Annotated in this window: 12 protein-coding genes; all 12 read left to right on the forward strand. The window is 46.5% G+C overall.

The annotated features are described in order from the left end of the window. Nucleotides 1-5: 5 nt before the first annotated feature. On the forward strand, nucleotides 6-512 hold the full coding sequence (locus HKN88_07170; protein NNC97838.1) for an OmpH family outer membrane protein: 507 nt from the start codon (nucleotides 6-8) through the stop codon (nucleotides 510-512). Nucleotides 513-532: 20 nt separating this feature from the next. Continuing rightward, nucleotides 533-1,546 carry a UDP-3-O-(3-hydroxymyristoyl)glucosamine N-acyltransferase gene (gene lpxD / locus HKN88_07175; GenBank protein NNC97839.1) on the forward strand — a complete coding sequence of 338 codons (1,014 nt, stop codon included), beginning with the start codon at nucleotides 533-535 and terminating at the stop codon, nucleotides 1,544-1,546. An 83-nt stretch (nucleotides 1,547-1,629) separates the two neighbouring features. After that, a complete protein-coding gene (gene fabZ / locus HKN88_07180; GenBank protein ID NNC97840.1) occupies nucleotides 1,630-2,064 on the forward strand; it encodes a 3-hydroxyacyl-ACP dehydratase FabZ in 435 nt (144 codons plus the stop codon). A 28-nt stretch (nucleotides 2,065-2,092) separates the two neighbouring features. Beyond that, a complete protein-coding gene (lpxA, locus tag HKN88_07185; protein ID NNC97841.1) occupies nucleotides 2,093-2,878 on the forward strand; it encodes an acyl-ACP--UDP-N-acetylglucosamine O-acyltransferase in 786 nt (261 codons plus the stop codon). A gap of 18 nt (nucleotides 2,879-2,896) precedes the next feature. Beyond that, the gene (lpxB, locus tag HKN88_07190; protein ID NNC97842.1) at nucleotides 2,897-4,042 is read left to right on the forward strand and encodes a lipid-A-disaccharide synthase; all 1,146 of its coding nucleotides are present in this window, start codon (nucleotides 2,897-2,899) and stop codon (nucleotides 4,040-4,042) included. Continuing rightward, complete coding sequence (locus HKN88_07195) at nucleotides 4,029-4,649, forward strand: ribonuclease HII (GenBank protein NNC97843.1); 621 nt, start codon at nucleotides 4,029-4,031, stop codon at nucleotides 4,647-4,649. Before lpxB ends, HKN88_07195 begins: the two co-directional genes overlap by 14 nt. Nucleotides 4,650-4,685: 36 nt before the next feature. Next, nucleotides 4,686-8,210, forward strand: coding sequence for a DNA polymerase III subunit alpha (gene dnaE / locus HKN88_07200; protein ID NNC97844.1), 3,525 nt, complete (start codon nucleotides 4,686-4,688; stop codon nucleotides 8,208-8,210). 27 nt (nucleotides 8,211-8,237) lie between these two features. Further along, nucleotides 8,238-9,191 (forward strand): acetyl-CoA carboxylase carboxyl transferase subunit alpha, encoded by a 954-nt coding sequence (gene accA, locus HKN88_07205; protein ID NNC97845.1) that lies wholly within the window; start codon nucleotides 8,238-8,240, stop codon nucleotides 9,189-9,191. A 28-nt stretch (nucleotides 9,192-9,219) separates the two neighbouring features. Next, nucleotides 9,220-10,560: a tRNA lysidine(34) synthetase TilS gene (gene tilS, locus HKN88_07210; protein ID NNC97846.1), complete on the forward strand. Its 1,341-nt coding sequence runs from the start codon at nucleotides 9,220-9,222 to the stop codon at nucleotides 10,558-10,560. A gap of 108 nt (nucleotides 10,561-10,668) precedes the next feature. Next, the gene (locus HKN88_07215) at nucleotides 10,669-12,294 is read left to right on the forward strand and encodes a CTP synthase (GenBank protein ID NNC97847.1); all 1,626 of its coding nucleotides are present in this window, start codon (nucleotides 10,669-10,671) and stop codon (nucleotides 12,292-12,294) included. A gap of 35 nt (nucleotides 12,295-12,329) precedes the next feature. Next, on the forward strand, nucleotides 12,330-13,163 hold the full coding sequence (gene kdsA / locus HKN88_07220; protein ID NNC97848.1) for a 3-deoxy-8-phosphooctulonate synthase: 834 nt from the start codon (nucleotides 12,330-12,332) through the stop codon (nucleotides 13,161-13,163). 39 nt (nucleotides 13,164-13,202) lie between these two features. Beyond that, on the forward strand, nucleotides 13,203-13,996 hold a 794-nt coding region (gene eno / locus HKN88_07225), incomplete at its 3' end, for a phosphopyruvate hydratase (GenBank protein ID NNC97849.1).

A 13,996-nucleotide genomic window follows, 5' to 3' on the forward strand; every position in this document is an offset into this window, starting at 1 on the left:
AAATTATGAAAAAGTTAGTTATCTTCGCACTGTTAAGTATCATGCTTGGTACATCAATTGCCGTTCAAGCGGAAGTAAAAATCGCAGTGGTAAATTTCCCACGCCTATTGGCAGAAGCTCCACAGGTTAAAACGGCAACAGCCGCGATCCAGAAAGAGTACGAGTCAAAAGCAGCCCAGTTAAAGGCAAAACAAAAAGAGGTCGAGCAGGAATTAATTGCACTTAAACAACAAGTCGAGCGCGATTTCGATGTGATGAGTGATGATCAAAAGCGTGCCAAATCTGAAGAGTTTCGCAATAAGCAGATTGAATTTAATGCCAAAGAAAAGCAATTACTGCAAGAGTTCAATTTAAAGCGAAATGAAAAACTTGGTGAGCTAAACAAAACTCTGATGACTCAGGTAAATGGTCTGGCGCAGGAACAGGGTTATGATCTGGTATTGAGCGAAGGTGTTATTTATGCCAAAGCCGCACTGGACATTACAGATAAAGTTTTGGCCCGCTTACGTTAATTTAGTAATTTCATTTTGACATGTCTTTTACTCTTGGTGAGTTAGCCGTCAAATTTGGTTGTGAGCTGCGCGGAGATCCCGCTCAGCAAATTAACTCAATTGCCACGTTATCGTCAGCCTCGGCTGGCGATATCTCGTTTTTCACCAACAAAAAATACCTGAGTGAGTTAAGACTAACGCAGGCCAGCGCAGTTATATTGAAACGCGATGCGCTTGATTCATGTGCTGTTGACGCACTTGTTTGCGCAAACCCATACGCAACTTATGCGCGAATTGCACAGCTCTTCCACCCTCCACAACGTGCTCCAATTGGGGTGCATGCAACTGCCGTCATATTGGCCTCGCATATCCCTGATTCAGTTTGTATCGGGCCAAATGTGGTGATTGAGGAAAATGTTCAATTAGGTGAAAACGTTTCCATCGCTGCCAACAGTTTTATTGGCAAAAACGTCACACTAGGTAATAACTGCACAATCGCACCTAATGTGACTATTCAGCATGGTTCAATGCTTGGATCAGATTGTATAATTCATTCCGGTGTTGTTATTGGGGGAGACGGTTTTGGTCAAGCTCCGGATGTAGACGGGTTTGTCAAAATTCCCCAGATCGGAAATGTGCTCATCGGAAATAGTGTCGAGATCGGAGCCAACACCACTGTAGACAGAGGTACACTTGAAGATACTGTAATTGAGAATGGCGTGAAGCTCGATAACCTGATCCAGATAGGCCATAATGTACGCATTGGTGAACACACGGTTATTGCAGCCTGTACAGGTATTTCAGGCAGTACCACAATCGGTAAACGCTGCATGATCGGTGGTCGCGCAGGTTTTGTTGGACATATAGAGATCTGTGATGATGTAATTATCAATTCAAGTACTGTCATCACTTCATCAATCACTGAAAAGGGAGTTTACAGTGGCGCCGGTGGTTTTACATTTGCCGGAGCAAAAGAGTGGATGCGTAATGTGGCACAGTTCAAGCGTTTGAATGAATTGGCCAAGCGCATCAAAAAACTGGAAAAAGATAAATAAGATCAACTTGAACTCAACAAGTAAATATACAAGTATTCTGGGGACTTGGCATGGAAAATAAATCTGATCAAGATGTTCTAAGCATGGATATTCACGATATCCTGAAACAATTGCCACACCGTTATCCCTTGCTATTAGTAGATAAGGTAACAGCTTGCCATCCCGGTGAGTCGATCACGGCACTCAAAAATGTCACTATAAACGAGCCGTTTTTTACCGGCCATTTTCCCCAGCGACCGGTAATGCCAGGAGTGTTGATTATCGAAGCCATGGCGCAGGCAACCGGCATTCTGGCCTTTAAAACTGTAGGCGCTGCTCCGGATGGAAATACCTTGTATGTATTTGCCGGTATCGATAAAGCGCGTTTCAAGCGTCAGGTCGGACCAGGTGACCAGATCATTATTAATGCAAAACTGATCAAGCGCAGACGCAGCATTTGGAAATTTGAAGCAACAGCCAGTGTGAATGGACAATTGGCTGCCAGCGCCGAATTAATGTGTGCTCCCACGACTATATAATTCCGAATAACCAATTAACAATATCCTCATGAATACAGTAGAAAATATTCACCCTAGCGCTATTATTGATCCAAGTGCCGACATTCATCCCAGCGCCAAGATAGGTGCTTATGCAATCATTGGTGCGAATGTTTCTATTGGGGCCGAGAGCATTATTGAGCCGCATGTCGTGATCAAAGGTCCAACACGCATCGGCAAGCTCAATCATATATTCTCATTCGCGTGTATTGGCGACGCTCCCCAAGATAAAAAATACGCTGGCGAACCCACCGAATTGCACATTGGTGATAATAATGTAATTCGTGAATATTGCTCGCTAAATCGCGGCACCGCGCAAGATGCTTTTGCCACCCGCATTGGTAATAACAATTTATTAATGGCCTATGTGCACGTAGCGCATGATTGCCAAATTGGTGATCACGTGATTTTGGCCAACAATACAACCCTGGCAGGGCATGTGCATGTTGGTGATCACGCAATACTTGGCGGCTTTACCAAGGTGCACCAGTTTGTACGGATAGGAACTCACAGTTTTATGGCCTTTGATACCGGACTTTCACGAGACGTTCCACCGTATGTGATGACCAGTGGGCATCCGGCCAGCCCGCGTGGCATAAATAAAGAAGGTTTAAAGCGTCGTGGTTTTAACGCGGAAGAGATCAAGGCCATTATGCAAGCCTATCGGTTCCTGTACCGCAATGACCTGAAACTGGACGAAGCAAAATTACGGATTTCTGAATTGTCACAAGAGCACAATGTATTGAAAGTTTTTAATGCGTTTTTTGCCGACAGCACCCGCAGTATTGTTCGTTAAAGCCCAATGTAACTTTACATGCAGCGCGTCGGAATAATTGCAGGAGAATTGTCTGGCGACTTGCTTGGTGCCGGACTGATCAAGGCCATACTCTCTCGTTATCCCGATGTGAAATTCGAGGGTATTGCCGGGCCTCACATGCAACAGGCAAATTGCGAAGCCTGGTATGCTGCCGATGATCTGGCAGTGATGGGATTAAGTGAGGTTGTTTCTCACCTGCCAAGACTGCTGTCAATAAAGAAAAATGTGATAAAACGTTGGCAGTCCAATCCGCCCGATCTGTTTATTGGTATCGATGCACCTGATTTTACCTTACGTGTTGCTAAAGTTCTCAAACAGTCCGGCGTGCATACCATGCATTATGTATCCCCCTCGGTGTGGGCATGGCGAGAAGGTCGCGTCAAAGGCATAGCCAAAGCAGTCGACGATCTGTTTTGCCTGTTACCTTTCGAGCCTGAATACTATTCTGAAACAAATGTTACAGCGCATTTTGTCGGTCATCCGATGGCTGACAAGATCCAGAATAAAGAGATCAATCCAAATAAGGATACATCCGGTGCGTTTCAAATCGCAGTCTTGCCGGGCAGTCGTCAGGGCGAATTGAATAAGCTCGCAATACCTTTTTTGCAAACTGTGGCAATATTGGCAAAGCGTTATCCACAAGCAAGCTTTCATATTCCAGCGGCAAAAGAGACATTTATTCCTTTTTTAGAGAAGTTAATACTTCGGCATGCGCCACAGGCTGCAATTGTCATTGAAAAAGCTAATGCCGGACAAATCCTTGCCCAGTCAGACTGTGCCTTAATCGCTTCCGGAACGGCCACCCTTGAAGCCATGCTGCATCATTGTCCAATGGTTGTCGGCTATCAGCTTGCAAGGAGTACGGCTTTTTTGTTGCGCATGACCAATGCCTTAAAAACCCGGTATTTTGCTTTGCCGAATATCCTGGCAAACCAGTCACTGGTCGCCGAAATCATTCAAAATGAACTCACGCCGCAACGCTTAAGCGCCGAGATCATTCAGCTTTTGGAAAATTCCGATAAAAGACTGGCGATGCAACAAGAATTCAAACAGCTGCATGCGGTCTTGCAACAGAATACTGACAATAAAGTGGCCTCAATCGTAATTAAACAGCTGCAACACATGAAACATGCAAACATTTGAGTTAGATTTCATCCAGTCAAACAGTTTACAGGTCGGGCTTGATGAGGCCGGGCGAGGTCCCTTGGCTGGCGCCGTGGTTGCAGCAGCGGTAATTTTCCCCATCAATCTTGATTTGCGAAAAGCAGGTCTGGGTGAATTGAATGACTCTAAAAAACTAACTGAACACAAACGCAATTCATTGTTTCCCGTCATCACCCGTGAAGCGCTAGCCTGGTCTGTAGCCTGGTCTGATCGTGAGGAAATTGATTCAATAAATATATTACAAGCCAGTTTACTTGCAATGCGACGCTGCTTGTTGGCATTACCATTCACGGCTTCACAGGTATTGGTGGATGGCAATAAATTGCCACGCTTACCCCAAGCCTGGAAACATGCTGACGGGCACGCGATTATAAAAGGCGACTCCAAAGTGCCTGTGATCAGTGCTGCTTCAGTCTTGGCCAAGGTTACGCGCGACAAAATGTGCCTGGATATGCATGAAAATTATCCAGATTATGGCTTTGCGCAACATAAGGGCTACCCAACCAAGGCTCACTTGGCTATGCTAAGGGAATGTGGGCCCTGTCCTCAGCATCGTCAAAGTTTTGCACCCTTAAAACATTCCTGATCTTCAAGTGGATTCAAATAAACTCTAATTAGCGTGATAGATACTTCAACACAATTCGTTCATTTAAATCTGCATACCGAGCATTCCCTGGTAGACAGTATTATTCGTACGCCCAAGCTTGCCAGTCGTTTGCGTGAATTGAAAATGCCGGCCGTGGCCATGACCGATGCCGTCAATCTGTTTGCCGCGGTAAAGTTTTTTAATGCAATGTCAAATAACGGCATCAAACCAATTATTGGTGCAGACGTGGTGGTTGAAGAAAAAGGCAATCGTTATGTTCTTACTTTACTTTGCCAAAACCGCAGCGGTTATCAGAATTTATGCCAATTAATTTCCAGGGCGTATTTACAAGGTCAACAAACAGGAAAACCTTTATTACAAAGTGAATGGGTCATGGCAAGAACCGACGGCTTGCTCGCGATCAGTGGGGCAAACTACGGTTTATACAACGCCGCCTTGAAAAAAGGCAAGACTCAAATTCCGGAACTTGCTCCCTGGATACAAGCCTTTCCCGAGCGTTTTTACCTGGGCTTGACACGTTTAGGCAAAAAAGACGAAGCCAGGGCGGTGCACAGTGCCTGTCAGATTGCCCACGCCTTAAGTGTTCCAGTGGTGGCCATGAATGATGTGCGCTTTTTAAATGCCGATGACTTCAATGCACATGAGGTGCGGGTCGCCATTAACCAGGGATATACACTGGACGATCAACGACGACCCAAGCATTACACCGCACAGCAATATTTACGCACTGCAGATGAAATGCAGGAACTGTTTTCCGATATTCCCAGCGCATTGCAAAATACTCTAGAGATTGCCAAGCGCTGTAATCTTGAGATCGAACAAGGGCAAACCGTGTTACCGGCATTCCCTGTGCCGCATGGAAGCACCACAGATGAGTTTTTAATTTCCGACTCTAAACAAAGACTAGAAAAAAAATTACAGCAAATTTTGAGTCCGGAAGAATTAGTCCTTAAACGCGCGGAATACGAAGAACGTTTACAAATTGAACTGGACGTCATCGTGGGCATGGGCTTTTCCGGGTATTTCCTGATCGTGGCCGACTTCATCCAGTGGTCGAAGAATAATGACATACCGGTTGGGCCGGGACGTGGTTCCGGCGCGGGTTCCTTGGTGGCCTATGTATTGGGCATTACCGATCTGGATCCCCTCGAGTACGATCTCTTATTCGAGCGTTTTCTCAATCCTGAACGTGTGTCTATGCCGGATTTTGATATTGATTTCTGTATTCGCGGACGTGATCGGGTAATTGACTATGTGGCGCAAAAGTATGGACGTGGGCACGTGTCGCAGATCATTACTTTTGGCACCATGGCGGCCAAGGCGGTGGTACGTGATGTGGCAAGAGTGCAAGGTCACAGTTACGGATTTGCCGATCGAATTGCCAAATTAATACCGTTTGCAGTCGACATGACCCTGGATAAGGCACTCAAAGAGGAGCCTGAGTTACAAAGATTGTATGCAGAGAATGACGAAGTCACAAATTTGTTGAACATGGCCAAAGCTCTGGAGGGTATCGCGCGTAATGCCGGTAAACACGCCGGGGGAATCGTGATCGGACCTGAGCCACTGACGCATTACATGCCACTATATTGTGAAGATGGCGGACAGGAACATCCGGTCTGTCAGTTTGATAAAGATGATGCTGAAAAGATCGGATTGGTCAAATTTGACTTCCTCGGACTCAAAACCCTGACCATTATCGATAACGCTGTAAAATTGATCAAGGCGGATACACAACTGGCTAATCCCGAGTTTGATATAAACGCCGTGCCATTGGATGATCAGGCAACTTACCGATTCCTGGCTAGCGGCCAGACCAAGGCGATCTTTCAACTGGAATCGGCGGGTATGCAAAAGCTCATCAAAGAGTTGGAGCCGGAAAACTTTGATGAGATCGTGGCTCTTTTAGCCCTGTATCGTCCCGGACCATTGAATGCAGGTATGCACCATACCTTTGTGGCCCGCAAACACGGGCGTGAAGTAGTGGATTTCCCCCACCCGTTACTGGAAGATATTCTTAAGCCCACTTACGGCGTTATTCTGTATCAAGAACAGGTTATGCAAATTGCCCAGATCCTCGGAGGATACAGTTTAGGCGGTGCGGATCTGTTACGTCGTGCTATGGGTAAAAAGAAAAAGTCAGAAATGGTTAAACAGCGAAGTATTTTTCTGGCTGGTGCCCAGGAGAAAGAAGTTGATGCGCGAGTTGCGAATAATGTTTTTGACTTAATGGAGAAATTTGCTGATTACGGCTTTAATAAATCACATTCGGCCGCTTATGCCTTGATCTCGTACCAAACTGCGTGGTTAAAGCACTATTACCCGGCACACTTTATGGCGTCTGTCATGAGTGCGGACATGGACCATACCGATAAAATGGTCAGTCTTAAGGATGATTGTCTTGATCTCAAAATTAAAATATTACCGCCCAGTGTGAATGATTCCGCTTATCGCTTTACCGTGGCGGGTGAAGCCGCTATTCGTTACGGTTTAGGTGCGATCAAGGGCGTAGGTCATGCAGTGATCGATGCTTTAATCGCTGAACGCGACGAACAAGGTGTTTTCAATGATCTACACGAATTTTGTCAACGTTGTGCGCATATTAAACTCAGCCGTCGAACCTATGAGGCCTTGATCAATGCGGGTGCTTTTGATTGCCTGGGATTAAACCGGGCCTCTTGTATGAAAAATATTGAAGCTGCGATCAGGCTGGGTCAACAACAATTCGCCGACCAGAATTCCGGCATGCATGACATGTTCGGGTTTGCCTCGGGTTCCGATACCCAGGCGACAGTTAAGGTCGACAAAGTCGAGGAATGGAAACAGGATATTTTATTATCCGCCGAAAAACAGGCCCTGGGCCTGTATTTGAGTGGTCATCCAATCGACCTGGTTGCACATGAGTTGGCCAATATGACCGGTAATACTATCAAGTCGGTCAAGCAACACGCCGCCGATAACCATACTCCGGTTGAGAATGAAAAGCGTTATGTCAGGGGTGGAGGAGCTCCTACATTAATTGCTGGCCTGGTCGTTGATATGCGCAAAAGAGGTTCGCGATTTAGTTTGGTGCTGGATGATGACACCGATCGCATTGAAGTCGGTTTATTCGAAGAGACCTATGAAAAGTATCGCCATGTCCTGGTAAAGGATCGCATATTGGTGATTGCCGGAAAAATAGCGTTTGACGACTATTTGAATGATTTTAAAATTACCGGCGATAAAGTTTATGACCTTGAAGAGGCGCGTGATCAATTTGCCGGAAGACTGGTTATTCGCTATAAAAACACAGCTTCGGATTCAATCGAATATGAAGAGTTATTGACACGGTTGCAATCAAGTTTGGAGCCACATCTGGACGGAAACTGCAGAATTGTCATGGCGTATCAGAATGACAGATCCGGCGCACAGATCGAGTTTGGCGATGCCTGGCGAGTTACTCCGAATAAGCTCATGGTCGAAAATCTGCAAAAGATATTGGGCAAAAAAAATGTCAGAATCCAGTATCAGCGCGATGTTTTCGATAAACTAATGCATTAATTAATTAAACCTAATATATTTTCATCAATGAATATCAATTTTCTGGACTTCGAACAACCCATTGCCGAGCTTGAAGCCAAGATCGCAGAATTGCGCTTTGTGGAAAACGACTCAGAGATCAACATCTCGGACGAGATCAGGCGCTTGCAAGGTAAAAGCGATGCTTTAACCAAATCAATTTTTTCTAATCTGGATGCCTGGCAAGTTGCACGCATGGCCAGACACCCGCAGCGTCCGTATACCCTGGATTATGTGAAGCGTATTTTCACCGACTTCGAAGAAATTCATGGTGATCGTTTGTTCGCCGACGATGCGGCGATTATTACTGCATTGGCCCGATTAAACGGTAGACCAGTCGCGATCATTGGTCATCAAAAAGCACGCGACACCAAAGAAAAAATTCGCCGTAACTTTGGTATGCCGCGACCTGAAGGTTATCGTAAAGCCATGCGCATCATGCAAATGGCCGAGCGTTTTAATCTCCCGGTTCTGACTTTTATAGATACGCCTGGCGCCTATCCGGGAGTGGGGGCTGAAGAGCGCGGCCAAAGTGAGGCAATCGCAAAAAATTTACAGGTCATGGCGCAACTCAAGGTTCCGGTTATTTGTACTGTGATCGGTGAAGGCGGGTCCGGTGGCGCGCTGGCCATTGGTGTTGGCGATCGTGTTTTGATGTTGCAATACAGTATATATTCGGTGATCTCTCCCGAAGGTTGCGCATCGATCTTGTGGAAAAATGCCGAAAAGATCAAAGACGCGGCTGAAGCCATGCAAATTACCGCCCCGCAATTGATCAAGCACGGATTGATCGACAGTGTGATCACTGAACCTCTGGGTGGCGCACATCGTGACTACGATAAAGCCGCAGATGCACTGGCAGCGCAACTGTCAAAGTCACTTGAAGAGCTGGACGGGGTGGAAACGTCTGAGTTACTCGAATCACGTTATCAAAAGTTGCGTAATTTCGGCGTGTACAAATAAACGCAAAAAGTAGTGTGGCTTGATTCCTGTGCAGTGTCTAATTTCTGAGAATCTGGAATCTTTTTTTGGGCAGCTGACCGATCCTCCTGACAAAATTTTGCTCGCGTACAGTGGCGGTCTTGATTCATCGGTGCTTTTACACGCTTTGAGGAAATGCTGTTCGCAATACAATTTCTCACTCTCTGCAATACACGTTGATCATCAACTGCAAAATGCTTCAACACAATTTTCCGATTTTTGTAATGATCAATGCATGGCATACCAGGTACCCCTTAAGATTAAACAGGTCTGTATCGATGAAAACTCGGGTGAAAGCATAGAGGCAATGGCGCGTCATGCCCGCTATGAGGTTTTCCACAAATGTATCGAAAGCAAAACGTATTTACTCACCGCGCATCACGCGGATGACCAGATCGAAACTTTTTTTCTGCAGTTATTGCGCGGGGCTGGTCCCAAAGGCCTGGGGTCAATGCAACATGTGCAAGACTTCGGGGCCGGTAAATTAGCGCGACCGTTTTTGCATCTGTCGCGTCAACAATTACTTGCTTACGCACAACAACACAAAATTGAATATATCGATGATCCGAGTAATTTGAGTGAGCGCTTCGACCGTAATTATTTGCGACAGGCCATCTTGCCATTGTTGCAACAACGCTGGCCCGGGTCTGACCAGTCAATATTGCGCAGTATTCAACATATTGCCACTGAGCATAAGGTTTTGTCGGAGATTCTGGAAAAGAAATTACACAAGCTGGTCATTGGGAATGTATTGCACATCAACGAATTCCTGCAGCAAGCGGTGGAGTTACAACCCTTGTTGCTCAGGCAATGGGTAGAATTATGCGGGCACCAACAACCGAGTACAAAAATTCTTAACGAGATTCAGAAACAGATCCTGAACACAAGCCCGGAATCCAATACCCGGATCAGTTGGTCAAATGTTGAGATACGCGCTTACCAGAATAAAGTTTATATAATGAGGTGTTTTCCGGACTCAGCATTACAGGCCCTGCATGGACAAGAATTATGTGCCGGGCAATCCCTGGTTTTGCCTGAAAAATATGGAAGTTTGTCATTTGCCTCGAACGACCGGGAAGCGCCATCCTTGCAAGTCAGATTTCGTGTTGGCGGGGAGAAGATTCGCTGTAAAATTACCCAGCCAAGCAGATCGCTTAAGCAATTATTCAATGAAAAGCGGGTTTTCCCATGGATGCGTTCGCGCATACCTTTACTGTTTGATGGCGGAGACCTGGTCGCAGTGGCGGATCTGTGGGTCGATGCCGATTGGCTGGAACAGCAAAAAACCCGAGGTTTTCAGGTGCAATGGGCAAATCGTCCGGCAATTTTTGCCGATCAGGGAGCAAGCTAAATTGAGCCAGACCCCGCTCTAGGGTAAAATTTCATTCCGTCTTAACACGCGCTTGGCAGTTTCGCAGGACTCATGCTTGGCGCTTTTTTTATTGGCGGATTCTTTTTTATGACTCGTTTCATTTTTGTAACCGGCGGAGTGGTCTCTTCACTCGGCAAAGGTATTTCTTCAGCCTCATTGGGCGCACTTCTTGAAGCTCGCGGCATTACGGTCAGCATGATGAAGCTCGACCCGTATATCAATGTGGATCCCGGTACCATGAGTCCGTTTCAACACGGTGAGGTCTTCGTGACCCATGACGGGGCAGAGACCGATCTGGATCTCGGTCACTATGAGCGTTTTGTAAATATCACCACATCCAAAAACAGTAACTTCACTACTGGCCGTGTGTATCAGGATGTATTAAAAAAAGAACGTGTCGGTGATTATCTGGGCGCGACGGTCCAGGTTATTCCACACATTACCGACGAGATCAAAACCAAGATCAAGGCAGGTAGTAATGATGCCGATATTTGTCTGGTTGAGATCGGTGGTACCGTCGGTGATATTGAATCATTGCCATTTTTGGAAGCCATTCGCCAGCTAGGCGTTGAACTGGGGCGGAAAAACTGCTTGTTCTTGCATTTAACTTTGGTGCCATTCATTAAAACTGCGGGCGAGATCAAAACCAAACCCACCCAACATTCGGTTAAAGAATTGCGTTCGATCGGTATACAGCCAGATATTTTATTGTGCCGTTCTGAAAAGCCTTTGCCAGCTGCACACCGCTCAAAAATTGCATTGTTTACCAATGTGCGGGAAGAGGCGGTTATCTCTGCTAATGACGCCGATGATATTTACGGTATTCCCCGTTTGTTACACGCACAGGATCTTGACGATATTGTGCTGGAGCACTTCTCAATTACTGCACCCGAAGCCGATCTTACGATCTGGGACAAAGTGGTGAATGCTAAAACTTCATTTACAGCAACGATCGACATCGGCATGGTTGGAAAATACATGCACTTGCGCGACTCATACATGTCCTTGAACGAAGCTTTGATGCATGCCGGAATACATACGGCCACAAAAGTAAATATCCATTACATCGAAGCAGAAGATTTTGAAAGCAGTGGCCTTGATCGTCTGCGTTCGCTTGATGCGATTCTGGTTCCAGGCGGCTTTGGTGAAAGAGGTGTAGAAGGCAAGGTTAAAGCTGTGCAGTTCGCCCGTGAAAATAATATTCCCTATTTAGGCATTTGTCTGGGCATGCAAGTCGCGGTTATCGAAGCCGCGCGCAACCTAAATGGCTGGAAAGATGCCAACAGCACTGAATTTGATCAGACTACGGCCAATCCGGTTATTGCCCTGATTACCGAGTGGCAAGATATCAGTGGTGAAGCACAAGCACGCGATTCAGAATCCGACCTGGGCGGCACCATGCGTTTGGGCGCGCAAGACATTACACTCTTGCCCGATACCTTGATACGTGAAATTTACGGGAATGATGTGATCCATGAGCGCCATCGTCACCGTTACGAATTCAATAATAACTTTATTCAGGAAATGGAAAACAAGGGAATGGTATTTTCCGGGCGCTCGTCCGATAACCTTGTGGAAGTTGTCGAAATTCCTGCACATCCATGGTTTGTTGCTACCCAGTTTCACCCCGAGTTCACATCCAACCCGCGTGATGGACACCCCTTATTCAAATCCTTTGTGCAAGCTGCGAGAAATTACGCGGAAAACAAATAATACGACCATAAGCCAACCCTGATTGAGATCGCTCTATGAAATTATGTCATTTTGAAACTGATAACCGTTCGCCGATATTTTTAATCGCCGGGCCGTGCGCCATCGAAAGTGAGCAACTGGCACTGGATACCGCAGGCCAGCTCAAAGAGATCACGGCGCGCTTAGGGGTTAATTTTATTTATAAATCCTCATTCGACAAGGCCAACCGTTCATCCAAGGGGTCTTTTCGTGGGCCGGGTATTGACGAAGGGCTGCGTATTCTGGCCGAAGTGAAAAAACAAATTGTTGTGCCCGTACTTACCGATGTGCATGAAGATACGCCGATGCAAGAAGTAGCGGATGTGGTTGATGTATTGCAAACCCCGGCATTTTTGTGTCGTCAGACGAATTATATTCTTAAGGTCGCTGAAACCATGCGTCCTATTAATATTAAAAAAGGACAGTTTTTGTCGCCGTGGGAAATGCAAAACGTGGTCGATAAGGCGCGCTCAACCGGCAATGAACAGATCATGGTGTGCGAACGTGGCTACATGTTTGGTTACAATAATCTGGTCTCGGATATGCGCTCACTTGCGATCATGCGAGCCAGCAATGCACCCGTGGTTTTCGATGCTACCCATTCCGTGCAATTACCGGGAGCCAAAGGCTCGGCTTCTGGCGGGCAACGTGAGTTTATACCGGTGTTGGCGCGCGCTGCAGTAGCGGTTGGTGTAGCAGGCTTGTTCATGGAAACGCATCCGGATCCGTCCAAGGCCTTGAGCGATGGCCCGAATGCATGGCCCCTCGGGCGACTGGAAGAATTACTCACCAATTTGGTTGCCCTGGATAAGGTTGTTAAATCACAATCCTATTTGGAAGACACAGTTTAATTTATACACTGAATTTAAAAGTATCAGCGGAGTTTTTGAATGAGCAAAATTACAGATATTCGTGGTCGCGAGATTATTGATTCACGGGGCAATCCGACCGTAGAAGCCGATGTTATTGTGAATGGCAAGATCACCGGGCGTGCCGGTGTTCCAAGTGGTGCCTCAACAGGCAGTCGTGAAGCGGTTGAATTACGCGATGGAGATGCCAAGCGCTATTTGGGTAAAGGTGTTTTGAATGCGGTTGAATTTGTGAATACCGAGATTCGAGACGCACTCATGGGCTTGGACAGCAGTGATCAAAGCAGTATCGACCAGATCATGCGGGATCTCGATGGTACTGAAAATAAATCCAGGCTTGGTGCCAACGCGATCCTGGCCGTGTCTTTAGCCAACGCAAAAGCCGCAGCCGGCGCCAATAATCAATCCTTGTTCCAGTATCTAGGCACCGAGACTTCGGTCAACATGCCCGTTCCGATGATGAATATCATTAATGGTGGCGAGCATGCCGACAATAGTGTGGATATACAGGAATTCATGGTCTTGCCGGTTGGTGCACCGAGTTTTCGCGAAGCACTTCGTTATGGTGCAGAAATATTTCATCATTTGAAAAAAGTTCTCAGCGCGCGTGGCCTGAATACCGCGGTGGGTGATGAGGGTGGTTTCGCACCTGATCTACCCTCTAATGCGGCCGCCCTGGAAGTCATTTCCGAAGCCGTGGGTAATGCCGGCTATACATTAGGTAAAGATATTTTTCTGGGCCTGGATGTGGCCAGTTCCGAGTTCTATCAGGACGGCGTGTATCATCTGGAATCGGAAGGAAAACGATTCAATGC

It is taken from the genome of Gammaproteobacteria bacterium (assembly GCA_013001575.1).
GTDB lineage: Bacteria > Pseudomonadota > Gammaproteobacteria > Steroidobacterales > JABDMI01 > JABDMI01.